The sequence below is a fragment of the Glutamicibacter nicotianae genome (genome assembly GCF_002797775.1).
Taxonomy (GTDB): domain Bacteria; phylum Actinomycetota; class Actinomycetes; order Actinomycetales; family Micrococcaceae; genus Glutamicibacter; species Glutamicibacter nicotianae.
Genome location: NZ_PGEY01000001.1, coordinates 1,757,233 through 1,783,480 on the forward strand (window position 1 = coordinate 1,757,233; position 26,248 = coordinate 1,783,480).

The window sequence follows — 26,248 nt, forward strand, 5'->3', positions numbered from 1 at the left end:
GTTCAGCCCCAGTGCGGCGGCTTCTCGCGCTTCATAGTTTCAGCAAGATCTTCCTTGGAGTCGCCCCAATTTCGCGGGTCTTGGTCCTTGGCGAGCAAATCAGCCAGCGGATCGGTGGTGCGCTTCTTGGCTGCTGCCGCCATCGTGTTCTCGGGCGCACCGGCACCCTGCGGGCCCGCTAGCGCACGGTTGACGGATTCTGAATGGGGCACCGGTGTGTAGCTGCCGGTCAGTTCGACACGTGCAGCCAAATGCTGCGGCGGTGCCACAACGCGCGGCCGCTTGCGGCGGCCGCGCGTTGGTTCTTGCTCAGAAGTCATGGCTTCTTCGGTTCCGATTCATCGATCTTGCTGGTGGCTGGCACAGGTGCTGGGGTCACCGGCTTGCCTGCATCGTCCTTGGCAGGCGACTCGGTTCCGGCCTTGGCCGCGCTGTCAGCAACCGCTGCTTCCTGCTTGCTCTCTGCCTTGGGTTCCTGGCGCGTCTTGGTGGACTTCAGCAGTTTCGATTTTTCCTTCGGCTCCTCCGGCTCGGTGGTGACTTCACGGGCCGAGACTGGTCGAGCGGCGGCCATGCCGCTGCGGGCCGATGGCTGTTCAGCAGCCGTCGTCTTTTTCAGGCCCAGGGCATGGGCCAGGCGATCGGCGACAGCACCCGGGTCGGTGAAGACATCGATGGTCCACAGCGGAACATAACGCCAACCGTGCTTCTCGAAGAATTCCGGGCGCAGGCGGCTGCGCTCACGCACGGTCAGGCCCGCATAGTGCTCGGTGCCGTCGTAGACCACGGCCAGCGGGCGGATGCCGGTGTGCGCCGAGTCGTAGGCATGTGCCGACAAATCCAGCACGCCACGGTAGTCCTCGGAAACGATCGCACCGCTTTCGCGCAAGCGTCGGGCAAGATCCGAGACCAATGGGTCGAAGCGCGGGTTGCGCATCGAGCTGACTCCGGAATCCCCGGCCTGCACGCGTCCGAACAGCTCGAAGAACTGGCGGGCTCCGCGGTAGACGCGGTTCAGGTCGACGTCTTCCGGCAGCAGACTGGAAACCAGGGTCATGCGGGTGCGCGATCGGGTCATCGCGGCGACGAACAGCTGCTCGCCGCCCTCGCGGGACAAGGCGCCGAATTCGTGCAGCGTCTTGCCGTGCGGGGTACGTCCGTAGCCCCAGGCGAAGATCACCGAATCCCGGCGCAGGCCGATCAGCCGGTCCATGGTGGTCACCACGAATGGTTCGCGCTTGGAGCGCAGGTGCTCCATCGCGTACTTGTGGTTTGGCAGCTGGACACGGATCGCTTCGGCGATGGCCGAGGCATGGCTGCGGTTCGAGGCAATGACCGCCAGCGATTCTCCGCCGTGGTTCTTGAAATGCTCGAAGACCAGGTCCACTACCCGCGCCACTTCAGCGGCGGTGGTCTGCACGCCATCTTCGCTGCTGGACAGCGATCCGGTGGCATCCGGGACATATTCGCCGCGCAGCAGCGACGAGTTGCCGGTGAGGTTCACCGCCATCGGCAGGCGCGAGAGCGCAGCGTCGTAGTAGGTGGTGGACAGCTGTTCCACCAGGCCTTCGTCGATTCCGCGGTACACGGTGGACAGCGAACCGGTGACTAGCACCTTATTCAACGCTTCCAGCGCGGAACGATCCACGCCCTGCTCGCGCACACGGGCGGTGGGGTCCACGGAGACTTCGAAGCGTTTCGGGCCACCGAGCATTTCATCGCCGATGGCAATGACCTGCTCGGAGCGGCGGATCGCATCCAGGACTTCCCGCAGGGTCAGGTAGTTGGCTTCAAGCAGGATGACGGCATCGAACTTCGTGTCCTCCGGCAGAGCGCTGCCCAGCAGCAGCGGAGCCGAAACGATGACAGGAGTCAGCGAATTGGCCAGCGGCGCGCCAAGATCCAGCAACCCTGCAATGCTCGGGGTTCCGCCCTTGAGCATCTCGCGCAGCGCCCGCGAGCCGGCACGGTGGTCAGCCAGCGCGGCCTTCCAGTTCCGGGCCAGCGCCCAGCGGATGCGCTGCGGTCCGGCGGCGATATGCGCACCGTCAGCCAGCCGGTAGTCCGCTTCGATCTTCTCCAGCTTGGATCCGTCGTTCATGGCAAGGAAGTCATCGCCTGAGATCATGGCGTCCAGCACGGACTGCCACCAGGCAAGTTCCAATTCACTGTCTACCTGGTCGGCATCGATCTCGCGTTCGGCGAAGTCATCGAGCAAATCGCCGAGACCGGCTTCGGCCAGCTGCTCGGAGATCAGCGTGCGTTCGGGCAACTCTCCCAGGTCCTCGCGGCGTTCAACAAGCGAGGCGATCACCGAGAGCAGTTCCTTGATCGGCATTTCGCGCAGGCGCGACCCCAGGGAGGATGGCAGCATTTCGGCCAGCTTGTCGATGCGGGCACCGGCGTCATGGTAGCCGGCCTCGACATCCAGCAGTCCGCCCGGGACCTGGGGGTTGCGCTGGCTTGTGGCGATGGCTCGCCACGCATCGCGCTGGACCGATACGGCTTGCAGTGCGGACTGCAGGTCGGCGACGTGCATGCCTGGACGGACGTATTCCTTGGCGATCTTGCGCAGCCGGGAACGGACAATCGAACCCATCTCGACACCGTGTTCACGGCGCCATGCGCTGGTTGCGGTGGCGGCGATCAAATCGTCGATATCGCCCTCGAAGATATCGGCTTCGAATTTGTCCAGCGAGCCGCGGACGGCGACCAGCAGCTGCAGCTGGTCTCCCCACTTGTCGTAGCTTTCTTCCAGCCTGATCTGCGAACGCTCGGCAATCTGCAGCATGTGGTCATGCAGGATTGGCAGGTCGCGACCCAGGCCGCTGGCCAGGTTCAGGGCCTTCTCGGTGGCTTCGGTGTTGCGCAGCGGAGCACCGTGCCAAGGGCTGGTGGTGTGCACCTTGGAGAAGGCGCCGAGCTGGGCGGCGCGCTTGAGCTGCGCGGCAACATGTCCGCGTTGGCCCATGGAATCGAGCACCGAACGTTTCAGGCGCACGGTGGTGGATGGCGCTGGTTCCAGTGCGGAGAGGCGTGCCAGCTCCTGCATCGCCTGGTACGGCGAGCAGCCCCAGCGGCTGCGGACCGAGTGCAGCGACTTCACATGCTCGTGCAACGCATGGCGGGATTCGCGCAGGCGCTTGAACATGGAGCCCAGCTGCGGCTCGGCGGCGCGTTCATTGCGCAGGATCGCCTTGGTGAGCATGGCGCGCAGCGCTTCGGGATCCTCATTCGGTTCCAGCAGCATGCTGCCGGCATCCAGCTGCTCGTTGAAGCGAGACACGAATTCCTCTGCAGCGGAGCGCTGTTCGGCAACAACCAGCACGCGCTTGCCCTGGGCTGCCAGCAGCGCGGCGGCATTCAATGCGGTCTGGGTGGCACCGGTGCCGGCGGCGGCATTGATGGCCACCGATTCGCCAGCGGCGATGTAGTCGAGCATCTTGGACTGGGATTCATCGGCGTCCAGCAGGAACAGCTCGTCTTCCGGATCGCGATCATCGGAAGACTTGGCGATGGTCGTGGTTCCGGTGTGGACCTTGCGGGCCGACGATTCCTCGGAGACTGCGCCCTGCTTCCGCGAGCGCGCGCTTTCCTTGAGGATGTTCTTCACGCGGCTCAGCCTCGAACCGGAGCCTTCATTGCCCTTGGCCTCGCCAGCCTGCGCGGCTGGCTGCCCGTCCTGCTTCTTTGCAGCAGGATCCTCGGTGGCGTCCTCGGGCTTCGATCCTTCGGCTTTCGAATCCTCGGGCTTCGCGGCGCCCGGCTTTGAAGCCACCAGGTTGGCCAGCGCCTCCGAGGTCTTGCTGCTTTGGCTGTTCCCTGCCTGCTTTACCACGGTGTCATAGCGGATCAGTGCCTCGATGACCGGGTGCGAGCCGTTGAGCTTGGCCGGGTCTGCCGGGTCCATCAGTTCGGAGAAGGTGGAGAGCAGCAGGCGGTGGCCCACGACTACGCCGGGGACCTCGGCCATCTGGTGGCGCAGGGCATCCATGCCCCGGACCGGATCAAAGCGGGCGATGGAATAGGCGGCGGCATCAACGGCGTCGACGTCGACCTTGGCGTTGTGGTCGGCCTCGAACTGTCGCACGAACGCCGGGGATACGGTAGCGCGCCCTACGAGCTGCAGGTCGTAGTCGTCGGCGTCCACATGCTTGGCCAGGGTGATGCGTCCGAGCATGATGGGAGCGGAAACCGGCTCGCTCTTGCCATCATGGACGGCACGCCAGTTGGCGACACCGGCGGCCAGGTAGCCGACATCGATGCCGCGTTCTTCCCACAGTTCACTGATCTTGGCCGACAGCGCACGGGCGGTGCGGCGCGCGGTGGCGTACTGGTCCGCATCATGCAGCAGGGTGGACAGGCGGGTTCTCCGCCCGGCAAGGAACTGGGCCAAGCCCGATGGATTGGCATGGGTTATGTCGATGCTATTGGAGGTCGACGGAGCAAACCGCAGGGTCGTATCCGCCCCGGCACTCTGCCCCAGCGATTTAACCCAGGCAGCTACACGCTCGGCGGCAGCATTCTGTCCACTAGTCACGACAGTCATTCCCTTCACTGAACCGACCACATTCGGGCGCACCACAGGTGCAGATACGCCTCTTTCTAACGTAGTGCACCGACAGTGCAGAACCGGTGCGCGAAACACGTTTTAACCGCGGGATGCGCAAGCTCATGCTCGCGGTGTTCGCTTATGGGCCTCGCTCAGCAAACTGCGGATGTTGGATGCGCGATTTCATGAAGCCGTGGCGTGTGGCCCGCGCTCTCTTGCACGATCTGCGCCCATTGGCCATGATGCGCTTGCGGCCACCTTCCAACTACGATGTCTGCTTCGCGACGCTGCCTTGACCCTCAAGAGGGTTCCGCGCGCCAGAACGCAAAAAATTCCCCTGCCTGTTGCCGCAAGCGCGGCAGCAGGCAGGGGAATTCCAGGCTACGGGATTTACTCCCACTCGATGGTTCCCGGTGGCTTGGAGGTGACGTCCAGAACCACGCGGTTCACCCCATCGACCTCATTGGTGATGCGGTTGGAGATCTTCGAGAGCAGATCGTATGGCAGGTGCGACCAGTCGGCGGTCATGGCATCCTCGGAGGATACCGGACGCAGCACGATCGGGTGGCCGTAGGTGCGGTGATCGCCCTGAACGCCAACCGAGCGCACGTCGGCGAGCAGCACTACCGGCATCTGCCAGACCTCGTCGTCCAGGCCAGCAGCGGTCAGCTCGGCGCGGGCAATCGCGTCGGCCTTGCGCAGGATGGCCAGGCGCTCCTCGTTGACCGCACCGATGATGCGGATGCCCAGGCCCGGGCCGGGGAACGGCTGGCGGCCAACGATTTCCTCAGGCAGGCCCAGCTCGCGGCCCACGGCACGCACCTCATCCTTGAACAGGGTGCGCAGCGGCTCGACGAGTTCGAACTGCAGATCCTCTGGCAGGCCGCCCACGTTGTGGTGGCTCTTGATGTTGGAGGTGCCTTCGCCGCCGCCGGATTCGACGATGTCCGGGTACAGGGTGCCCTGGACCAGGAACTTCACCGGCTCGCCCTCGGAAGCGGCCTCGGCGATGATCGCAGCTTCGGCTGCTTCGAACGCGCGGATGAATTCGCGGCCGATGATCTTGCGCTTGGTCTCCGGGTCGGTGACACCGTCCAGCGCGGTCAGGAAGCGCTCGCGCTCGTCGGCAATGTACAGCTTCGCGCCGGTGGAAGCGACGAAGTCCTTCTCAACCTGCTCGGCTTCGCCTTCGCGCAGCAGGCCGTGGTTCACGAACACGCAGGTGAGCTGGTCGCCGATGGCGCGCTGCACCAGGGCAGCTGCCACAGCGGAGTCCACGCCGCCGGACAGGCCGCAGATGGCCTTGCCGGTGCCGACCTGGGCGCGGATGCGCTCGATCTGCTCGTCAGCGATGTTGTCCGCGGTCCAGTCGCCCTTCAGGCCGGCACCGTTGTACAGGAAGTTCTCCAGGACGTCCTGGCCGTACTCGCAGTGCTTCACCTCCGGGTGCCACTGCACGCCGTACAGGCGCTTGGCTTCGTTGGCGAACGCCGCCACGGGAGCACCAGCGGTGGTGGCCAGGACCTCGAAGCCTTCCGGCGCCTGGGAGACGGCGTCGCCGTGGCTCATCCAGACGGTAGGCGCCTGTGCGGCGCCTGCCAGGATGGAGCGGGCTTCGCCCTCGAAGGTGGTTGCGGTGCGGCCGTACTCGCGCAGGCCGGTCTCGGCCACGGTGCCGCCCAGGGCGTTAGCCATGGCCTGGAAGCCGTAGCAGATGCCCAGGACCGGGACGCCGGCCTCGAACAGGTCGGCCCCTACGGAAGGGGCGCCATCGGCATAGACGCTGGAAGGACCACCGGAAAGGATGATCGCAGCAGGGTTCTTGGCCAGGATGGCTTCGGTGGACAGGGTGTGCGGAACGATCTCCGAGTACACACGGGCCTCGCGTACGCGGCGAGCAATGAGCTGCGCGTATTGGGCCCCGTAGTCGACGACCAGAACCGGCTTATGTTCTGGATTGAGGGGAGCAGTAGTCACCGTTACAGTCTACGCGGTTCACTGCGCGCGAAACAGCCAAGGTGATGTCATCAGCGTCACCAAGTGCATTTTTGGCAAAAGCAAGGGCGGATCGGTTCATCTGCGATGAACCGATCCGCCCTTGGAATGCACTGCGCTGCAGTGTCAGTAGCGCTTGGCCGCCTTCGGATGGGCCGCCAGCTCGCGATCAACTTCAGCGTGCACCTTGGCTTCGGTCCAGAAGGACAGGAATGGAACCACGCCGCCGAGCGCAATCGTTATGAAGCGCATGAACGGCCAGCGCATCAGCGACCACAGGCGGAAGTCTGCAAACAGGTACACCACGTAGAGCCAGCCGTGCGCAATCAGGATGCCCAGCGAGAGGTTCAGTCCCCCGGCTACCTCGGCGCGGTTGTACATGCCGATGGCGTTGGCGGTGCCATCCACCAGGGTGCCGCCCACGAACAGTTCCAAGGACCAGAAGTACTTGAAGATCATTTCCAGCACGAGCAGCAGCAGCATCACGCCGGTGACGTAGGCGAAGACCTTGTAGAAGTTCGCGGCTGCGCGGATCTGCTTAGGTGTGCCGCCGAATTTCCGGGGCTTCGGTGCCGGGGTGGTGCTGGACATCGTTGGTGGTTCCTTCCGATTTCGGTAAGAAGTGCGGTGTGCGTGAAATGCTATTCGTTGCTGTTGTCAGCCTGGGTGGCATTGCCGCCCTTGTGATGTGCTTCGGCGGCGCGCTCAGCAATCTCGTCAAGGTCTCGCTGGTAGTCATCGCGCACCATGCGGTACCAGAGGAAGATGGCGAAGCCTGCGAAGAGGACCCATTCCAGGCCGTAGAAGACGTTCAGCCAGTTGATCTGGCCTCCTTGGGGCTGCGGGCCGACAAGGACGAGCTCCAGGCCCGCCTGCGTTGCGGCCTCGCCCTTGGCCGTGGTGATTTCGTGGGCCGAGACGAATCCTTCATAGAGGATCGAATCCCAGATGTTCGCCAGCTGCGCCGAGGCGACCGTAGGCAGCGTCGGGCTGCGCAGGTCCACGCGGAATTCCGGGCCTTCGCTTGGCAGCAGGCGGCCGGTGATTTCCAGTTCGCCCTCCGGTGCCGGTGCAGGCTTGGTTGCTTCAGGCTGCCAGCCGCGTACCACGGCGATGCCGGCGTCCTTGTCCGCGCCCTCGACCTTGAACTCGGTGACCACCCAGACACCGCGCTGTTCCCCATTGAGCCGCGGCGAAATCAGCTGATCGGTGCCCGGGACGAATTCGCCCTCCATGGTGATGATCTGGTCTGCCTTGATGCCCAGCAGTTCCTTGCCGACTTCCTGATGCTCGATCAGCGCAACCGGCTTCTCGGTCTTGTCGATCTTGACCGGCGGCTCGGTTTCAGAGGCGCCAAACTGCCATCCGGAGAGCAGGACGAATCCGGTGGCGATCGCTAGCGCGGCAAGCAGGGCGGCGATCCATTTGGGCTTCAGAGCGGTTTTAAGCACACTCTAACGGTACTTCTATTTGGCGTAGAACTCGAAATGCAAGGGCGTGAGATTAGCCCTGTTGCCTTATTTTCCGCTGGTGGAACCAACTTGCTTATCCATTCGTTGAGACCCAGCGTGCACATGGCACTGGCCCCGCCCTTCAGCAGAAGAACGGGGCCAGATCGAGATCCGCTAGAAGCGATCCGATTCGTAAGGGGAAAGCACGACATCGACGCGCTGGAATTCCTTCAGCGTCGAGTAGCCGGTGGTGGCCATCGAGCGGCGCAGCGCGCCAACCAGATTCGAGGTGCCGTTGGTCTCATGCGATGGGCCGTGCAGTACCTTCTCCAGCGAGCCGACGGTACCGACCTTGGCGCGGTCGCCGCGTGGGCTGGCCTCGTGAACAGCTTCCATGCCCCAGTGGTAACCAGCGCCTGGCGCTTCATCGGCGCGGGCCAGCGCGGTACCAAGCATCACTGCGTCGGCGCCCATGGCGATGGCCTTGACGATGTCGCCGGAGTTGCCCATGCCGCCGTCGGCGATGACATGGACGTAGCGTCCGCCGGACTCTTCGATGTAGTCGCGGCGGGCAGCTGCCACGTCGGCAATTGCTGTAGCCATCGGGGCATGGATGCCCAGGGTGCGGCGGGTGGTCGAGGATGCGCCGCCACCGAAGCCGACCAGCACGCCTGCTGCGCCGGTGCGCATCAGGTGCATGGCCGGGGTGTAGCCAGCTGCGCCGCCGACGATCACTGGGACGTCGAGTTCATAGATGAACTGCTTCAGGTTCAGCGGTTCGGTGGTCTTAGAGACGTGCTCGGCCGAGACGGTCGTGCCGCGGATGACAAAGATGTCAACGCCAGCGGCGACCACGGTTTTGTAGTGCTCCTGGGTGCGCTGCGGAGTCAGCGAGCCGGCAACGACAACACCCGAGTCGCGGATCTCGGAGATGCGCGAGGTGATCAGCTCTGGCTGGATTGGAGCCGCATACAGTTCCTGCAGCTTGGCGGTGATCTTGGGGTCGTTGCGGGTCGCCGCCTCGGACTCCAGGCCGGCGATTTCAGCCAGCACTGCTTCCGGATTCTCGTAGCGGGTCCACAGGCCCTCGAGGTTCAGCACGCCCAGTCCGCCGAGCTTGCCCAGTGCAATGGCGGTCGCCGGGGAGGTCACCGAATCCATTGGTGCGCCCAGGATAGGGGTGTCGAACTGGAAGGCGTCGATCTGCCAGGACACCGATACGTCCTTCGGATCACGGGTACGGCGATTCGGTACGATCGCTACGTCGTCCAGGGAATATGCCTTAGTTGCCCGCTTGCCGCGGCCGATCTCAATCTCGTTACTCACCTAACTAGGTTACCAAGATTCCGGGATAATCCCGCTTTTGGCAGTGCGCTGGCCATAGATGCTGCGGCGTCGACAGCTTCGAGGCATCCGGCGGCTGGATGCGCACCGGGACAACAATGCCCCGGCATTCGGTGAGCAATATCACCCGATGCCGGGGCGAATGTTGAGCCAGATTTACTTCGCCGTCTTGGCGGCCAACTGCTTTGCTGTTGCGGCCAAGGCGGTCGCGGCCTGCTCCTCGGCTTCGGCGATCCGCTCTATCGCGTCTGCCAGTAATGCGAAGTGCTCTGCGCGCTGTGAGAATTCGATCTCTGGATCGATCAGGTCAGCGAATTCGTCCCATTGCGCAGACAACTGCTGATACGCATCCACGTGCGCTGCCAACGCCGAGAGACCCGGAAGTTCGGCTGCTTCGGCAAGGAAGTCGGAGTATAGCCCGCGCAATGCGCCTTCACCGCTGAAGCGCGTATCAGAGAAGAACCCGGCCAGCTGGTCCAGGCCATTGGCCAGCGCTTGCTGGCTTGCGAAGATCTGGGACCAGCCGGTCTTGGACTCGGAATCGCGCAGTCGCGTGGCCAAGGTGCGCATTCCGGTAATGCCGAAATTCTTGGCGAAGTGCACCGGGACCCCGGACAGCTCGCTGGTGCCCAGCAACCGAGCGGTGGTTTCCTCGATAGCCTCCACAGCGTTGGCGGCCAGGGTTTCGGTCTTCGGCGAGCGCGAGGACGGGATCCACGCCTGCCAGTGCTTTTCCTTCTTGCGCATCGCACGGGCGACGGCCAACTCCTTGGGGCTGATCAGGTTCAGGGCACCGGATCCGTCATCAACCAGCAGGTCTTTCTTGTGCTCGCCAACCACGGCGAGGTCCAGGGTCTCGGCTTCATCCACCGTAGTGCCGTCGATCCATGGCAGCGCGCTGATTGCCACGCGAACCACGACGGCGCGGCCCGCGTCCAGGGCGGCGTCCATGTATTCGGCGGCGCGTTCAGCTGAGCCGGTGGTGCGTTCGGTGACCGTGGCACCGCAGCGGGCCAGCAGGTTCTGGGTGTACGGCTCCGGGTTGTGCCGGGTCACCAGGGTTACTGCGGTTTCTTCGCCGCCTTCGTGGGTGAAGGCCATGAAGCCAATGCCGCCAGCAAGACCGGCGAGCAGCGCCTGGCTCAGCGGTTGGCCGGTGTGCTTGTTGGTGACGCCAGCTTGAACCAGCACGCGGTGCCACAGCGCGGCATCGTATTGGATGACATCTTCTGGTGCCGGGTATTCAGGTAACTCGTCAGCCGGCGAAGCTGCCGGAGCTTCCTTGTCCTTCTTGGCTTGCGCCTTGGCCTTCTCGCGTGCTTCCTTGGCGTAGTCGCGTGCGGCCGCGGCGCGGGCTGCCCGCGGGCTTTCAGGCTTGCCGGCCAGGATGTTCTTGCGCGCGGTCGTGTAGCTCTCCCCCGTGCGCTCCATTCGCTGGCGAGTTTGCTTCTTCAGATTGGCTGGCTGACCCAAATTGATGTCCTTCGTTGACGTTCGCTCACTTGCGGGTGGTTCCCGCGCACCGAGAGGTATTGCCGAGCTTTCATTCTACGTGGGGTCGCTGGTACTGGATGCCTTGTGCACTGTGCTTCTGGACAAGTCAGTCCCACGCATGAGTCCACTAGATCGCGATGAGGCGTCTTTGTCTCTGTGTTCCCTTAGACTGACGTCTAGCATCACTCCCCTCGTCTTCAGAAAGATAACCGTGCGCAAATCGCTGACCTGTTTGCCTCTGCTTGCCATCGCAGCTCTGGCTTTGGCATCTTGCATTTATACCGGGTTTGAGCAGGTCCGGGCCTCCACAACTGCAGTCGAGCCTGCTCCTGGGCAACAGGAAACATCCGAACTGCCAGCACTTGCAGAACCGACGGCTTCGAAAGCACCCGAGGACTATTCGGACAAAGAGCTGCAGGACTGGGCCGATGAGAAGATGCAGCAATGGATGGACGAAATCAATGAGGGCTGGGAGGACGTTGTCATGGACATCCATGAGCCGGAGGATTTCCTGAAGTGGTACCCAACGGATCCACATGGGCATATGCTTCCCTTTGAAGCGCCCGAATGCGGTGAATTGCTGATTACCCTTGAACCCTATGAGTGGAAAGTCGATGCCCGGTCCGATTTGGCCTATGTAGGCAGCAACACGATGCTTCGGTTCGGAGAACAGGACAAGAACCTTCGCTCTGTCACAGTGGTTACACAAGATGGAGAATTCAAATACGTGGCAACTCGTGAAGATTGGCCTCCATTCGAAAGCTGAAGACGAACCCCATCGGCCACCAGACCTCTAGGAAACACGATCATCCCTAGCCTGATTCGTTTCTGAACGCATTGCCTGCGGCGTTGCGCCCGTGGGCACCTCGGCTCGTGCCCCGCTGCGAACCGTATTGCTCCTGGCATTGGGCAACCGACCTCGTAGCTGCCACTGGCACATTGGCATGTGGCCGTGAGAACTCCGGCGAAAGTTGCAACGAAAAACCCCACCAAGCAGAACTCGTTGCTTGGTGGGGTTTCCGTATCAGATGCGTTTAGCGCGAACGGTAGTTCGGAGCCTCAACGGTCATCATGATGTCGTGCGGGTGGGATTCCTTCAGGCCTGCAGCGGTGATGCGGACGAACTTGCCGCGTGCCTTCAGCTCCGGAACGGTGCGTCCGCCAACGTAGAACATGGTCTGGCGCAGGCCGCCAACCAGCTGATGGGTGACTGCGGACAGCGGGCCGCGGTAAGGCACCTGGCCTTCGATGCCTTCAGGAATCAGCTTCTCGTTCGATGGGGCATCCGCCTGGAAGTAGCGGTCCTTGGAGTACGAGGTGTTCTTGCCGCGGGTTTCCATGGCGCCCAGCGAACCCATGCCGCGGTAGGCCTTGAACTGCTTGCCGCCCATGAAGACCAGATCGCCGGGGGATTCTGCGGTGCCTGCCAGCAGGGAGCCGAGCATGACCGAGTCGGCGCCGGCAACCAGTGCCTTGCCGATGTCGCCCGAGTGCTGCAGACCGCCGTCGGCGATCACTGGCACGCCAGCTGGAATCGCGGCCTTGGCTGCTTCGTAGATCGCGGTTACCTGCGGGACGCCCACGCCGGCAACAATGCGGGTGGTGCAGATGGAGCCTGGCCCAACGCCGACCTTGATCGCGTCGGCACCAGCATCGATCAGCGCCTTGGCACCGTCGTAGGTTGCTGCCTGGCCGCCGATGACATCCACGTGCGCAGCGGCTGGGTCCTTCTTCAGACGGGCGATCATGTCGAGCACGCCCTGCGAGTGGCCATTGGCGGTGTCGACAACCAGTGCGTCAACGCCAGCGTCGATCAGGGTCATGGCGCGCTCGTAGCCTTCGCCGAAGAAGCCGACGGCTGCGGCTACGCGCAGGCGGCCGTCCTCGTCCTTGGTGGCCAGCGGGTACTGCTCTGCCTTGTCGAAGTCCTTGACGGTGATCAGGCCGGTCAGCTTGCCCTCGTCATCGATCAGCGGCAGCTTCTCGATGCGGTTCTTGGACAGCAGCTCGATAACGGTCTCGCGCGATACGCCTTCCTTGGCGGTGATCAGCGGCATGCCGGTCATGACTTCGTAGACCTTGGTGGTCATGTACTGCTCGCGTGGAACAAAACGGGTGTCGCGGTTGGTGATGATGCCCATCAACTTGCGGTTCTCGTCGACTACCGGCAGGCCGGAGACGCGGTACTGCGCGCACAGCTCATCCCAGTCGGCCAAGGTGGCGCCCGGGTGGACGGTGACCGGGTCGGTGATCATGCCCGATTCGCTGCGCTTGACCTGGTCAACCTGCTTAGCCTGGTCCTCGATGGACAGGTTGCGGTGGATCACGCCGATGCCGCCCTGGCGTGCCAGCGCAATGGCCATTGGAGCCTCGGTCACGGTGTCCATGGCGGCGGAGCTGATTGGCACCTGGATATTGATGCGCTTGGTGAAGCGAGTGGTGGTGTCCGCCTCCGAAGGAATCACATCCGTCGGGCCAGGCAACAGCAGAACGTCGTCGTAGGTGAGTCCTTCAAAAGCAAAGGGGTTGAACTCAGTCACGTGGAAACCTTTCGGGGCGACAGCGGAGGTTGGTTAAATGGTAGAGCTCTTTTGGCGTTCCAGTTATTCCTTCGTGGCGCACTGTGTTCAAGCTCATGCTTCACACCGTATCCATGGTGACTTATTCCCAGTTTGTTGCTTCCTTGAAGGAGGTGGCGAACTGGCGCTTGGCGCTGAGCACGAAGGTCTTGGACAGGTGCGAATCGTCCAGATACGTCAGGACATTTCCAATGACAGCTTTGCAGACCCCGTCGGGGCAGAGCAACCCCGTCATGTCGAGGGAAACAACCTGGTTCCCGTAATCCTTCGAATCCAGGAACTGCTCTACAGGGTTCACGCTATTCAAGGCGTAGCCGGCCGAGCCATCGCAGTTGTCCAATTCGCCCTTGTTGGAATCCACGCATTCGGGAATGGAGTAGGTGTAGCGCGGGGTATCGCGCATCGCGATGACGCGGCTTCCCGCATCCAGCAGCGGCTGGATCATCTCGGCGTAGTTGTCCACCAAGGTTTCCTGCTCTCCCGGGCTGCGCAGCATGGCATCCGGGGCAGCAACGGTTTTGCTGGCGGTGGTCAGCACCATTTGCGGCGCCAAATCCGCGACATAGTCCTGCGCGGCATCCTGGAAGTCGGAGCAGGTTTCATCCACGCGATCCGCATCGGAACCGTAGCGGCATCCTGGCTCGTAGACCAGGATCCAGCTTCCGCCGGCTTCCTCGATCATTGCCGATGCCGCCGCAGACCAGTGCTGCATGTGGGAATCGCCGAGCAGCACCAGGTCCGGTGCTCCCCCGTCAAAGTCGCCGCCCTGCTCGCAGAAGTGGATCCGCTTATCCTCGGGGGCGTTGGGCCCTTCGCAGGCGATGCCCGGGGTCTGCCACTCGCTATCCAGCTCGGTGGCCAGCGGCAAGGTCAAAGCAGCAGGCGATGGATCCCAGTCCTCGGTCGCGTTGGCACCGGGGTTGTCGGTATCGGTCTGCGCCGCAGCCAGGGCACGGCGGTGCTCGACATTGTTCTCCCATGCCAGTACAGGGAGGCTGGCTACGCCAATTCCCAATGCAACAACCGCGAACTGGGCGATCAGCTTGAAGCCGGCCTGCGGTATCAAGCGCGAGAAGCTTGGGCTGGCCTGCCAGGCGATGGCCGGCTTCTCAATGAACTTGGTGGTGCACCACGAGGCGCCGATGGATGCCGCGATGAGGATGGCACCAGCCAGGAAGGACGCCTTCTCATTGCCGGAGACCTCAAGGTAGAAGACCAGCATGGGCCAGTGCCACAGGTACATGCCGTAGGACAGGTCGCCCAGCTTGACCAGCGGGGGCAGGGAAAGCAGGCCGGATGGGTTGGCCCAGCTGCGCGGAGCCGGGGCGGCAATCACCAGCGCGGCGGCGACGGTGGGAACCAGCGCCATGAAGCCCGGGAATTGTCCCTGCACATCGAGCACGGCACCGCTGCCGATCACGGTGACCAGTCCTGCCCAGCCGCCAATGCGGCGGATCTTCTCCGGTAGGGTGGACAGCCATGGCAGGGCCAAAGCCAGCAGCGAGCCGAGCGCGAATTCCCACAGTCGCGCGCCAGTGTGGAAATACGCGACCTGCTGGTTGGTGGCTGTGATGTGGATGGAATATGCCAGCGAGCCTACGAAGATGGCACCGAAGGCGCTGCCGGCTACCAGCGCGAAGCTGCGGCGGGAGAAGAACTTCTTCCAGACCAGTGCGCTGCCGGCGAGCACCAGCGGCCAGATGATGAAGATCTGGCCCTGAACCGACAAGGACCAGAAATGCTGAAGCGGCGAGGCGGCAGCGGTGTTGAAGGCGTAGTAGTCCACCTGGTGGTTCGAGAGGTACCAGTTCTGCCAATAGAACAGGGAGGCATTGGACTGGTCAATCAGTTCCAGCCAACGGGTGCTTGGCAGGATGATCCACGCAGCGATGACCACGCCTATGATGACCACCGCGGCTTGCGGGATCAGGCGGGAAAATCGATGCAGCCAGCCGTCCAGCAGGGGCGGGCGCTGCCCGCGGGCAATGCGCCGGGCAGTGGAGGAAGTCAGGAAGAAAGCGGAGAGCATCAAGAAGATGTCCACACCGCCGGAGACCCGGGAGAACCAGATGTGATAGCACATCACCAGCAGGACTGCGAGGGCGCGAAGTCCCTGCAAATCAACTCGGAAACCGGCACGTTCCGTGGTTTTCCGAGGCTGATCCAAGGTATGGGTCACTGGCTGCGCTTTCGTCGGGAACAGGAAATGGTCCTCGGCGCTTTCTTCTCGAATCACGTCAGACAACCAACCATCTTATCAATCCGCACCACGCGTTCTTCCCCATCTAGCGCTTTCCACAACTGTTCTGCCTCGAATGCAGAAAGCTCCCATAGTGCTGACTTGTGATGGTTTAGTTGCGGCTCCTTGGAAAAATGTCACCGGAATTCCGGCGGTTCATGCTCAAAACCACGCATCTCGGGCTATGCCAACATGCAATGGCGCAATCTGCCTTGGGCCCGACGCGGCGCAATTGGGATGCCGAAAAGGCAGTTGCTACGGCTCAGGACAGGAAGATGCATGTACTCTGCCAGATGCATGGGGCTCCGCTCGAAGCTTGGCCAGGCGTACTACCTGGCCACAGCTTGGACCCGGCGTGCTTTTCCGGTTCCATGCTTTCCAACCTGTCTCGCTATCTGAAGGCAGCATGGAGAAAGCCGCCACCGGAACCAGCTTGAGGCTGGTCCCGGCGGCGGCTTTCGCGCACGGGCACTATGCCCATGCTTCACGCTTGGCCTTAGTGGCTGTGCGCTTCTTCGTCTGCTTCTTCGGCCTTCTCTGCCACCAGGGTCTCGGTGGTCAGCACCAAGGCCGCGATCGACGCTGCGTTGCGCAGTGCCGAACGGGTGACCTTGACCGGGTCGATGACGCCTGCGTGCAGCAGGTTCTCGTAGACACCGGTCTTGGCGTTGAAGCCTTCGTTGGCGCCGGACTCTGCGACCTTGGAGGCAACTACCGAACCGTCGAAGCCTGCGTTGGTAGCGATCCAGAACAGCGGCTGCAGCAGGGCGCGGCGGACAATCGCTACGCCTGCTGCTACGTCGCCTTCGGTGCCCGCGATGCGGGCATCGGTATCCAGCGAAGCCAGCGCGTCAACCAGGGCGGTACCGCCACCGGCAACGATGCCTTCTTCCAGCGCCGCACGGGTCGAGGACACTGCGTCCTCGATGCGGTGCTTGCGTTCCTTCAGCTCGACCTCGGTGGAAGCGCCCACCTTGATTACGCCGATGCCGCCGGACAGCTTGGCCAGTCGCTCGGAGAGCTTCTCGCGGTCCCACTCCGAATCGGTGCGGTTCAGCTCAGCCTTCAGCTGGGCTACGCGCTCTGCCACATCCTCGTCGGTGCCAGCGCCATCAACGATGGTGGTGGAATCCTTGGTGACGGTCACGCGGCGTGCCGAGCCGAGCACCTCGGTGCCGACCTGGTCCAGGGACAGGCCCAGTTCCGAGGAGACAACCTGGGCACCGGTGAGGATGGCCAGATCCTGCATCATGGCCTTGCGGCGGTCGCCGAAGCCTGGAGCCTTGACGGCTACCACGTTCAGCAGGCCACGCAGCTTGTTGACCACCAGGGTGGACAGGGCTTCGCCCTCGACGTCCTCGGCGATGATCAGCAGCGGCTTCTTCGCTTCCAGGACCTTTTCCAGCAGCGGCAGGAATTCTGCCACGGTGGAGATTTTGCCCGGGTTGATCAGGATCAGTGCGTCTTCCAGGACAACTTCCTGGCGCTCCTGGTCGGTGATGAACTGCGGCGAGAGGTAGCCCTTGTCGAACTGCATGCCTTCGGTCAGGACCAGCTCGGTGGCGGTAGTAGAGGACTCTTCGATGGTGATTACGCCATCGGTGCCCACGGTCTTGAAGGCCTTGGCCAGCAGTTCGCCGATTTCATCCGACTGCGCGGAGATCGCGGCAACGTTGGCAACCTTGTCCTCGACGGCCACGGCGTTTGCTGCCAGTGCGTCAGAGACGATCTCGACAGCCAGTTCAATGCCCTTGCGGACATCGCCTGGAGCGGCGCCAGCGGCGACGTTCTTCAGGCCTTCCTTGACCAGGGCCTGGGCGAGCACGGTGGCGGTGGTGGTGCCGTCGCCTGCTACGTCATTGGTCTTGGTGGCTACTTCCTTGGCCAGCTGCGCGCCAAGGTTCTCGTATGAATCTTCCAGATCGATCTCACGCGCAATGGTGACACCGTCGTTGGTGATGGTCGGGGCGCCCCAGGTCTTGGCAAGCACCACGTTGCGGCCGCGTGGGCCGAGGGTGACCTTCACCGTGTTTGCGAGCTTATCGATGCCCGCTTCGAGGGCGCGTCGTGCATCCTCGTTGAATGCTAGCTGCTTAGCCATGCATTTTCTCCTGAAACTTTAGAGAGGTTGGCGTTACTTTACGACGACTGCCAGTACGTCGCGAGCCGAGAGCACCAGGTACTCTTCGTTGCCGACCTTGACCTCGGTTCCGCCGTACTTCGAGTACAGGACTACGTCGCCTTCTGCGACGTCCAGAGGAATGCGGTTGCCGTTGTCGTCGATGCGGCCTGGGCCTACTGCAACTACGGTGCCTTCCTGCGGCTTTTCCTTAGCGGAGTCTGGGATGACCAGGCCCGAAGCGGTGGTGGTTACGGCTTCGACCTGCTTGATGACAATGCGGTCTTCGAGCGGCTTGATGGAGACAGACATGGTCTCTCCTTTTCGTGTATGAACCAATGGTTGTAGGGGTGCGCCCTATGGCATTGGACCAACCGTCGTCGCGGTGCCAGTTGGTGGTATCCAGTCAGGCGGTGTGCCACGCTGCAAGCTGCAGATGCAACTTCCAATGCGACACCCACACATGACTTTAGGACGAGTTTTAGCACTCGGTCAAGGTGAGTGCTAATCATTGCCCTAGTTCTTCATACCGGTTCGCGCAGAGCGCACAGCCGCGGACTCCTCGATGTCCTCCGGAGCATTCAGGTCCATCTCGGTGAGCTTGACCAGCTTGGACTTGGTCACCATGCGATGCACCAGCCACAGCACGAGGAACAGCGGCAAGCCGATATAGGCCGAAAGCACTTCCAGGGCATGGCCTGCGAGCACCGCTTGGTAGTTCTGCCCGATGATCACGGCGATGAGCATCAGGAATGCCACAATCGGCCCCAGCGGGAAGAGCGGGGCCACATAGGGCAGGTCCTTTGCGCTGTAGCCCTGGGCGAGGTAGCCGCGGCGGAACCGGTAATGGGAGACGGCGATGCCCACCCAGACGATGAACCCGCACAGGCCCGAGACGTTCAGCAGCCAGGTATAGGCCGCACCCTGGCCCACCAGCGCGGTGAGGAATCCGAACAGGCCGACCGCCGCGGTGGCCAGCAGCGCCATGATCGGCACGCCGCGCGAGTTGGTGCGCCCGAAGATTTTCGGCGCTTTGCCGTCATGGGCCATGGCATAGAGCATGCGGGTCGATGCATAGAGCCCTGAATTGCCGGCGGACAGGATGGCGGTGAGGATGACGGCATTCATGGCGGCCGCGGCAAAGGCGATGCCGGCCCGCTCAAAGACCAGGGTGAAGGGCGAGGAAGCCACGTCCGCTTCGCCGCTGGCCAGCAGGCTCGGGTCCGTGAAGGGAATCAGGCAGCCGATGATGAAGATTGCGCCAATGTAGAAGAGCATGATGCGCCAGAACACCCGGCGGATGGCCTTGGGCACTTCGCGTCGCGGATCCTTGGCCTCGCCGGCGGCGACACCCACCAGCTCGGTGCCTTGGAAGGAGAAACCGGCAATCATGAAGACCGAGACGATGGACAGCCAGCCGCCATGGAATACATCCTTGCCTTCGCGCCAGTTCGCCAGAGGATCGGCGTGCGATCCGAGGACGCCGAAAATCATCAGCACGCCAGCGGCCAGGAAGGCGATGACGGTGGCCACCTTGATCAGGGCGAGCCAGAACTCCCCCTCGCCAAAGGCCTTGGCAGACAGGGCGTTCAATGCGGTCAGCGCAACCAGGAAGACTCCGGCCCAGACCCAACCGGGAACATCGGGCAGCCAGAAGCTCATCACGATGCCGGCGGCGACCAGTTCCGCCGCGACGGTGATGGCCCAGTTGAACCAGTAGTTCCAGCCAATGGCGAATCCGAAGGACGGAGAGACGAAGCGGGTGGCGAAGGTCTGGAAGGATCCTGCCACCGGGATCTTCGCGGTCATCTCGCCTAGGGACTGCATGAGCAGGTAGACCATGAGTCCTACGGCTGCATAGGCCAGCAATGCGCCACCGGGTCCCGCCTGGGCAATCGTGCCGCCCGAGGCCACGAACAGCCCGGTGCCGATGGAACCGCCAATGGCGATCATCTGCAGGTGGCGGCTGCTCATGCCGCGCTTGAGCTGGTTCTGCGCCAGAGGCGCCGGATCCCCCGGCGTAACGGCCGCGGTCTTTTGGTCGATAGTCGACGTCGTTGTCGTTCGCTGCATAGGTTTCATCACAGGTGCCATACAACACCAGTCGCACGACGGAATGCGACGCGGATCACTTCACGTTTTGCGGAAGGCGTTTGCCCGCTTGCCGACAATACTGCTCCGCAGTCCAGATAACGGCTGCACGGTGACGGAGAACTGTAAAACAGCGAGAGCACTACTTGTTAGTCGGATGCACCAGATGGCAACAAGGATTACGCTTTCTAACCAATTTGATACTCATGAAAAAGCATCCCTTTCTCTAGCGAGGTTCGGATTTCAGATCCTCCGGCTTCAAGATGCTTCTTTCCCGGGTGCTCCCGGCCCGCGTACCAAGTCGTGGCAATGCCTTCTCGGTGATTCTGTGAATTCCGAATATGACGCGCTTTTGTCACATAGATCACGTTCTTTGCGGGCTGGACGCACCATGATGCCCGCACATGCCCGAGGCTCATCGACGATAGTCTTGGTTCATGGCCCAGGCTTCAAATGACTTCACGCTGATTGAACAATTCGCCGCTCTGCTTTCGGAAGATGGCTGGAAGCTGCTTTCCACCATCGATCCATCCATGGTGGCTTCAAAGGATGCCGCCTGGGCGCTGAACGAGAAGCTGCGCAAGGAGGGCCACGACCCCAAGGTGGTCCGCGCTGTCATGGCCCAGGCCGAGCTGCGATTCAGGGCTCGGGTGAAATTCGGCCCATTCGCCGATTCGCTGGTCCTGACCCCGGCCGGATTGGAGCAAGCGACCCGCCTCACCATTGCCGGGCTGCATGCACGCCGCTACACGAATGCCGGATCCACCCATGTGGCAGACCTCGGATGCGGCATCGGCACCGATTCGATTGCGCTTGCCAGCGCAGGACTGCAGGTCACCGCCGTTGAGCTGGATGAAACGACTGCGGCCGCCACAACCTTGAACCTGATGCCCTTTGACAACGCCAAAGTAATCCACGGCAGTGCCGAGGATACGGACCTGACCGGCATTGATGGTGTCTGGCTGGATCCTGCGCGGCGCACCGACGTGAAAGGGAGCACCCGTCGGCTCTTCGACCCCGAGGCGTTCTCCCCTCCGCTGTCTTTCGTGGAGAAACTGGTGGACTCGGGGCTGGATGTCGGAGTGAAGCTGGGCCCTGGCCTTCCTCATGAAGCGATCCCGGAGAATGCCGAGGCGGTCTGGATCTCGGACCATGGCTCGGTCATCGAGGCCTGCCTCTGGTTCGGCAAGCTGAAGCGCAAGGACATTGCCCGCGCAGCGCTAGTCATCGACAAGGACGGCGCTCACGAATTGTCCAGTGCTGATACCGCGGAGAACGACCAGCCAGCACCGGTAGGCGACTTGCAAGCGCACATCTACGAACCAGATGGCGCAGTGATCCGCTCCCACCTGATTTCGACGTTGCTGGAGCAGACTGGCGGTCATCTGCTCGATGAGCATATTGCCTACTTCACCCATGAACAGCAGATTTCCACGCCGTTTGCGCGCGGCTACAAAGTCCTGGCAGTCCACGACTACAACGTCAAGAAGCTGCGCAGCTGGGTGAAATCAAACGGCATCGGCACGCTGGATATCAAGAAGCGCGGAGTCGACGTCACTCCGGAAGAACTGCGGCGCATTCTGCTAGCGGGCACTCCCAAGTGCGCCAAGAACAAGGCCACGCTGATCCTGGCCCGTCTGGGAGACAAGCGCGTAGCATTCGAGGTCATCCCGCACTAATCTGGGGTGACGCAGGTCCCACCGGAACATTGCCCTGGCGGGAGCGGCGCAATACATACAATAATTATGGAGAATCACCGGGCAATCGGTGCGTACTCCATCCGTTTGGTTCGGCTCCGGAGCAGTCCGTCCGAGATGTCATCAATAGGAGCGCCGTGCAGAAAATCGAGTTCGCCCAGTCTTCCCAATCCACCATCGGTGTCGAGTGGGAAATTGCCTTGGTCAATCGCGAAAGTGCGGACTTGTGCTCGGTTGCCGAGAACATTCTCAACCAGCTTAAGGACGAGGCCGGCCTCGCCCATGATGAAGAGCATCCCACGGTGAAGCCGGAGCTGCTGATGAATACCGTCGAGGTAGTCACCGGCGTCCACACCACCGTGGCCGATGCGGCCGAGGAACTGCGAACCAATGTGCGCATGCTCAACGAGGTGGCGGGCAATCACGGGGTGGACTTGTACTCTGCAGGTTCGCATCCGTTTGCCGCACCGACCTTGCAGCCGGTGACGGACAAAGACCGCTACGCCAAGCTGATTGACCGTACCCAGTGGTGGGGACGGCAGATGGTGATCTACGGCGTGCACGTACATGTGGGACTCGATGACCGCGAGAAGGCTCTGCCCATCACCGACGGGCTGATCAACTACCAGCCGCATTTCCAGGCCCTCAGCGCTTCCAGCCCCTACTGGGGCGGGGAAGACACCGGCTACGCGTCGCAGCGTTCGCTGATGTTCCAGCAGCTGCCGGCGGCAGGGATTCCTTTCCACTTCGATTCGTGGTCCGAGTACGAAGCCCACGTGGCAGACATGCTGCACACCGGGGTCATTGACGATGTCTCGGAAATCCGTTGGGATGTGCGACCGGTGCCGCGTTTGGGCACCGTGGAAATGCGCATCTGCGATGGCGTCAGCTCGTTGGAGGACATTGCCGCGATCACCGCGCTGACCCAGTGCCTGGTGCACGACATGTCGCTGTCCATCGAAGCCGGCTACAAGATTCCGGTCATGCCGGCCTGGTTCCGTGTGGAGAACAAGTGGCGCGCCGCCCGCTACGGACTGGATGCCATCATCATCCTCAATGCGCAGGGCGATGAGATGCTGGTGACCGACCACCTGCGCTCAGAGGTCAAGCGACTGGCGCCGATCGCCGAGCAGCTGGGGTGCTCCGAAGAATTGCAGGGCATCATCCGCTTGATCGAGCGCGGTGCCGAATACCAGCTGCAGCGCAATACTTTTGCGGCTGCGGGCGGGGACTTTAAGGCCGTGGTGCAGGAAAACGTGAGCCGAATGAAGGCCGTCTAGCTTGGGCAGGACCGCAATGGTCGCAAATTACGGCATCCAGCTCATGCAGTAGTCGAGGTTCTTGATGACAGTTCTGGCGGCGGCTTCAGGGTCGCCTGCCTGGATTGCGTCCACCAATGATTCGTGGCCCTCGTGCAGGCAGCCATCGAATCCATCGGAAAGCCGCTGGACCATCTTGGTTCCGTGGAAGACATCCCCGAAGCTCTCATAGATCTCGCTCATCAGCGGAACTCCGGATGCCCGCGCCACTTCCAAATGGAACTTCCAATCGGCTTGCGCCCAGGCCGGATAGTCCCGGGCTTCCCACGCCTCGCTTCGCTGGCTCAGCAGCGTGCGCAGCTTTTCGATGACTTTCGCATCAGCAGCTTTCGCTGCGAGCCGGGCCGACTGGGTATCGAGGGCGAAGCGCACCTGGAGCACGTCCTGGTCTGAGTGGTCTCGGAACACGCGTTGAGCGGTGCCGCTGATCTCGCTGGTCGCACGCACATAGGTCCCATCACCGCGGCGAACCTCGAAGATGCCAGTACTGGCCAGCGCCTTGATGGCTTCGCGCACGGTCCCCCGGGAGACACCCATTTCAGCCATCAGCTCGGGCTCTGCCGGTATCCGTTCCCCGACCTTCCAGCGGCCTTGGGCTACGGCGGCCTGCAACTTCGCTCCGACCTCTTCGGACAACGGCGGACGCAACGGGGTCTTGCTCATGAGCGCTCCACTTCGGCATCGCTGTCGACTTCAATCAGCTGGTGCTCATCGGTTTCGGTACGCAAGCCGCCGAGCTTGAAGCAGAACAACAGCTGCATCACGGAGAAGCCAATGATGATCACCAGGCCAGCCGTCCACGACCCCAAAGCGCCTTGCATGAGTCCCAGTGTGAAAGGGCCGATGGCCGCAAGCAGGTAGCCGACAGATTGGGCCACGGTGGACAGTGCAGTGGTTTCCGCTGCGCTGCCGCCGCTGCGGCTGATCATGAGCATCACCAGCGGGAACACCCCGAAACCCAGGCCGATGAGGATCGAGCTGATCAGGGACAGCTCCACTGGCAACAGCAGCAACGCGATAAAGCCAAGGACAGAGCAACTGGTTGTCAGCAGGAAGGCACTGCGCAGCAAGGTCGGCTTCGACGCCATCCAGAGCATGATCATGACTGCCGGAATGCTGACGCCCTGCACGATGCCCAGCATCAATCCGGCATCAACTGGCTCCAACCCGCGCGAAATGAGAATGTGGGGCAGCCAGCTGACCACGGTGTAGACCAGCAGCGACTGGAGGGCGAAAACGGTGGTGAACAGCAAGCCCTTACGCGTGGCCAGCAACGGCCATGGGGAAACATGCGCGCCTTTTTCAACGGCAGGCTCCTTCCCGGAAATGGAAAGCGGCACCATGACCAGCAAAGCCATGCCTGCGGGAATAGCCCACAAGGCCAAGGCGGTTGTTGGTGAACCTGCCTGGACCGTTAGTGGAACGCTGACCGCCGAGGCCAGCGTCGCGCCGATGGACATGGTTGTCGTGTAAGCAGCAGTCATCGACGCAGCACAATTCCTGTGGTGCTCTCGGATGAACGATGGCATCGCCACATTGCAGATGGCCAAGCCGCACATGCCCACAACGGTGCCGGCCAGCAAAGCCCAGGTTGAATCGACAACACGCAGGGCGAGGCCTGCGGTGAGCAGCAGCAAGGACAGCGCTATGCCCAGTTCCAGGCCGGTCCAGCGGATCACCAGGCTCGTTGCCGCGCCAGCTACGGCAAAGCACAAAACCGGGATGGTGGGCAGCAACGAAGCGACGAATGTCCCGTACCCCATCATCTCCTGCAGGTCATGGAATAGCGGCGATGCCGAGGCAATGCCCATGCGCAGGTTCAGGCCCACGAGAATAACGGCTGCTACAGCGAGTGCACCAGCCAGCCATGGGGATTTGCGCGGAAGGTTGGCCCCTGGCGGAAGCACTGATTCAGAGGAGTTGTCGATCACGTTTAAACATTAGACGTTTGATGTTTAGCTTAGCGAATCATGTGACTCGTTCCACGTTCTGACCGGCACAAGCGCGAAAGACGCAAGTTCGCCCATTTTATTTACGCACAACAATGCCTGCGGACTACCAATGTTCACCAACCGGTCACTAGACATCCATACGCTCTAGGAGTTATCAGCCGGTCCACTTTGCAGCTGGCTACTAATTTCATGTGAAAGGCAGTTCTTTGAGCACTTCGTCTCCTGTCCCCCGTCGTGGAGTATTGATTGGCAGCACCGCTGCCGCGATTACCGGTCTGTTCGCCGCCAGCGGCACCGCAGCAGCTGCTGCTCCAGCCAAGAAGTCCACGGCATATGCCCCGAAGCTCAAGTTCGCTGCCGACGGCAAATTCAAGATCGTCCAGTTCAATGACACCCAGGATGGGCCACGCACCGACCGACGCACGCTTGAACTGATGAACAAGGTGCTCGATACCGAGAAGCCGGGCTTCGCACTCATCAACGGCGACGTCATCAACGGTTCGCCGAAAACCGTCACTGAGGTCAAGCAAGCTATCAACAACGTGGTGCAGCCAATGGAATCGCGGGGCATCCCCTGGGCTTTGACTTTTGGCAACCATGACGAGGATTCGATGCCCAACGGCACGAATATGTCCGATGCCAAGATCCTCGATTTCATTCGCGGGTACGAGTTCAATGTCAACGCGAAGAATGACAAGATCCAGGGCGAGTCGAACTCCCAGCTTTTGATCGCTTCGTCCAAGAACGCCAAGCCCGCCTTCGGCATTTGGCTGCTCGACTCGAATCGCTACGCGCCAGATGCCATTGGAGGCCAGGATTTCGAAGGGCTCATGTCCTACGACTGGATCCGTCCGGAGCAGATCGCGTGGTACCGCGACGCGTCCAAGGCCACCGAATTACGCTACGGCAAGGTCCAGTCATTGATGTTCTTCCACATCCCGCTGTGGGAGCACCACCACATGTGGTACGGAGCCCAGTTCACTTCGAATGATGCCGACCATGAGAAGGCCGTCAAGAAGCACTCCATCGAGGGAGTCAAGAACGAGGGCATCTACACCGCAGCGTTCAACTCGGGCATGTTCACTGCCCTGCAGGAACGCGGAGATGTGCGTGGCGTGTACTGCGGCCACGACCACATCAACACCTTCAAGGGCGACTACTACGGCATCGAGCTGGGCTACGCGCCAGGTACCGGATTCGGCACCTACGGATTAGGCGGTACCGAGAACCACGAGCTTCGTGGCGCCCGCGTCTTCGAACTCGACGAGAATAGGGACGGGGTCTATACCGGAACCCGCACCATCTTTGCCAAGGATCTGGGCATCGATATGGGCACCAAGGCCCAGCCGATCGACGAGCCGCTTCCTCTTCCATAGCAGTGAGGCCTGCTGGACGCTGAATAACCAGCGTGCAGCA

At 62.1% G+C, this 26,248-nt stretch carries 18 protein-coding genes; 4 read left to right on the forward strand and 14 right to left on the reverse strand.

Features of this window, described 5'->3' with window-relative positions; all coding sequences use genetic code 11:
• Window positions 1–2: 2 nt before the first annotated feature.
• The 7 genes from ATK23_RS08130 to ATK23_RS08160 all read right to left on the reverse strand — a co-directional run bounded on the left by ATK23_RS08130 (window position 3) and on the right by ATK23_RS08160 (window position 10,773).
• Window positions 3–320, reverse strand: coding sequence for a hypothetical protein (locus ATK23_RS08130; protein ID WP_038990678.1), 318 nt, complete (start codon window positions 318–320; stop codon window positions 3–5).
• Window positions 317–4,549, reverse strand: coding sequence for a DNA helicase (locus tag ATK23_RS08135; protein ID WP_245858342.1), 4,233 nt, complete (start codon window positions 4,547–4,549; stop codon window positions 317–319). The genes ATK23_RS08130 and ATK23_RS08135 overlap by 4 nt, the downstream gene beginning before the upstream one ends.
• 393 nt (window positions 4,550–4,942) lie before the next feature.
• Window positions 4,943–6,529, reverse strand: a complete 1,587-nt coding sequence (gene guaA / locus ATK23_RS08140; protein ID WP_066140650.1) for a glutamine-hydrolyzing GMP synthase — start codon at window positions 6,527–6,529, stop codon at window positions 4,943–4,945.
• Between the two features lie 144 nt (window positions 6,530–6,673).
• A complete protein-coding gene (locus tag ATK23_RS08145; RefSeq protein ID WP_038990681.1) occupies window positions 6,674–7,138 on the reverse strand; it encodes a DUF3817 domain-containing protein in 465 nt (154 codons plus the stop codon).
• A gap of 50 nt (window positions 7,139–7,188) precedes the next feature.
• Window positions 7,189–7,998 carry an SURF1 family cytochrome oxidase biogenesis protein gene (locus ATK23_RS08150; RefSeq protein WP_066140653.1) on the reverse strand — a complete coding sequence of 270 codons (810 nt, stop codon included), beginning with the start codon at window positions 7,996–7,998 and terminating at the stop codon, window positions 7,189–7,191.
• A 174-nt stretch (window positions 7,999–8,172) separates the two neighbouring features.
• A complete protein-coding gene (locus tag ATK23_RS08155; protein ID WP_066140656.1) occupies window positions 8,173–9,324 on the reverse strand; it encodes a GuaB3 family IMP dehydrogenase-related protein in 1,152 nt (383 codons plus the stop codon).
• 174 nt (window positions 9,325–9,498) lie between these two features.
• A complete protein-coding gene (locus tag ATK23_RS08160) occupies window positions 9,499–10,773 on the reverse strand; it encodes a BtrH N-terminal domain-containing protein (RefSeq protein WP_245858345.1) in 1,275 nt (424 codons plus the stop codon).
• 274 nt (window positions 10,774–11,047) lie between these two features.
• Between ATK23_RS08160 and ATK23_RS08165 the strand changes: the two genes are divergently transcribed.
• Window positions 11,048–11,602: a hypothetical protein gene (locus ATK23_RS08165; protein ID WP_157066370.1), complete on the forward strand. Its 555-nt coding sequence runs from the start codon at window positions 11,048–11,050 to the stop codon at window positions 11,600–11,602.
• A gap of 268 nt (window positions 11,603–11,870) precedes the next feature.
• On the opposite strand, the gene guaB is transcribed toward ATK23_RS08165, so the two are convergent.
• From guaB to ATK23_RS08190, 5 genes are all read right to left on the reverse strand, one after another.
• Entirely contained in the window at window positions 11,871–13,376 is a 1,506-nt protein-coding gene (guaB, locus tag ATK23_RS08170) for an IMP dehydrogenase (protein ID WP_038990687.1), read from the reverse strand.
• A 121-nt stretch (window positions 13,377–13,497) separates the two neighbouring features.
• Window positions 13,498–15,651 (reverse strand): acyltransferase family protein, encoded by a 2,154-nt coding sequence (locus tag ATK23_RS08175; RefSeq protein ID WP_066140664.1) that lies wholly within the window; start codon window positions 15,649–15,651, stop codon window positions 13,498–13,500.
• Window positions 15,652–16,150: 499 nt separating this feature from the next.
• The gene (gene groL, locus ATK23_RS08180) at window positions 16,151–17,755 is read right to left on the reverse strand and encodes a chaperonin GroEL (RefSeq protein ID WP_066140667.1); all 1,605 of its coding nucleotides are present in this window, start codon (window positions 17,753–17,755) and stop codon (window positions 16,151–16,153) included.
• A gap of 33 nt (window positions 17,756–17,788) precedes the next feature.
• A complete protein-coding gene (gene groES, locus ATK23_RS08185; protein WP_013349608.1) occupies window positions 17,789–18,085 on the reverse strand; it encodes a co-chaperone GroES in 297 nt (98 codons plus the stop codon).
• A gap of 204 nt (window positions 18,086–18,289) precedes the next feature.
• The gene (locus ATK23_RS08190; protein ID WP_100339256.1) at window positions 18,290–19,846 is read right to left on the reverse strand and encodes an amino acid permease; all 1,557 of its coding nucleotides are present in this window, start codon (window positions 19,844–19,846) and stop codon (window positions 18,290–18,292) included.
• Window positions 19,847–20,301: 455 nt separating this feature from the next.
• Between ATK23_RS08190 and ATK23_RS08195 the strand changes: the two genes are divergently transcribed.
• Complete coding sequence (locus tag ATK23_RS08195) at window positions 20,302–21,543, forward strand: THUMP-like domain-containing protein (RefSeq protein WP_066140670.1); 1,242 nt, start codon at window positions 20,302–20,304, stop codon at window positions 21,541–21,543.
• 155 nt (window positions 21,544–21,698) lie between these two features.
• Window positions 21,699–22,841 (forward strand): glutamate--cysteine ligase, encoded by a 1,143-nt coding sequence (locus tag ATK23_RS08200; protein ID WP_066140672.1) that lies wholly within the window; start codon window positions 21,699–21,701, stop codon window positions 22,839–22,841.
• A 27-nt stretch (window positions 22,842–22,868) separates the two neighbouring features.
• Here ATK23_RS08200 and ATK23_RS08205 read toward each other — a convergent pair whose 3' ends face one another.
• Window positions 22,869–23,543: a FadR/GntR family transcriptional regulator gene (locus tag ATK23_RS08205; protein ID WP_066140675.1), complete on the reverse strand. Its 675-nt coding sequence runs from the start codon at window positions 23,541–23,543 to the stop codon at window positions 22,869–22,871.
• Entirely contained in the window at window positions 23,540–24,811 is a 1,272-nt protein-coding gene (locus tag ATK23_RS08210; protein ID WP_066140678.1) for an MFS transporter, read from the reverse strand. The genes ATK23_RS08205 and ATK23_RS08210 overlap by 4 nt, the downstream gene beginning before the upstream one ends.
• Before the next feature lie 227 nt (window positions 24,812–25,038).
• On the opposite strand from ATK23_RS08210, the gene ATK23_RS08215 reads away from it, so the two are divergent.
• Window positions 25,039–26,208 carry a metallophosphoesterase family protein gene (locus tag ATK23_RS08215; RefSeq protein ID WP_066140680.1) on the forward strand — a complete coding sequence of 390 codons (1,170 nt, stop codon included), beginning with the start codon at window positions 25,039–25,041 and terminating at the stop codon, window positions 26,206–26,208.
• Window positions 26,209–26,248: the final 40 nt, after the last annotated feature.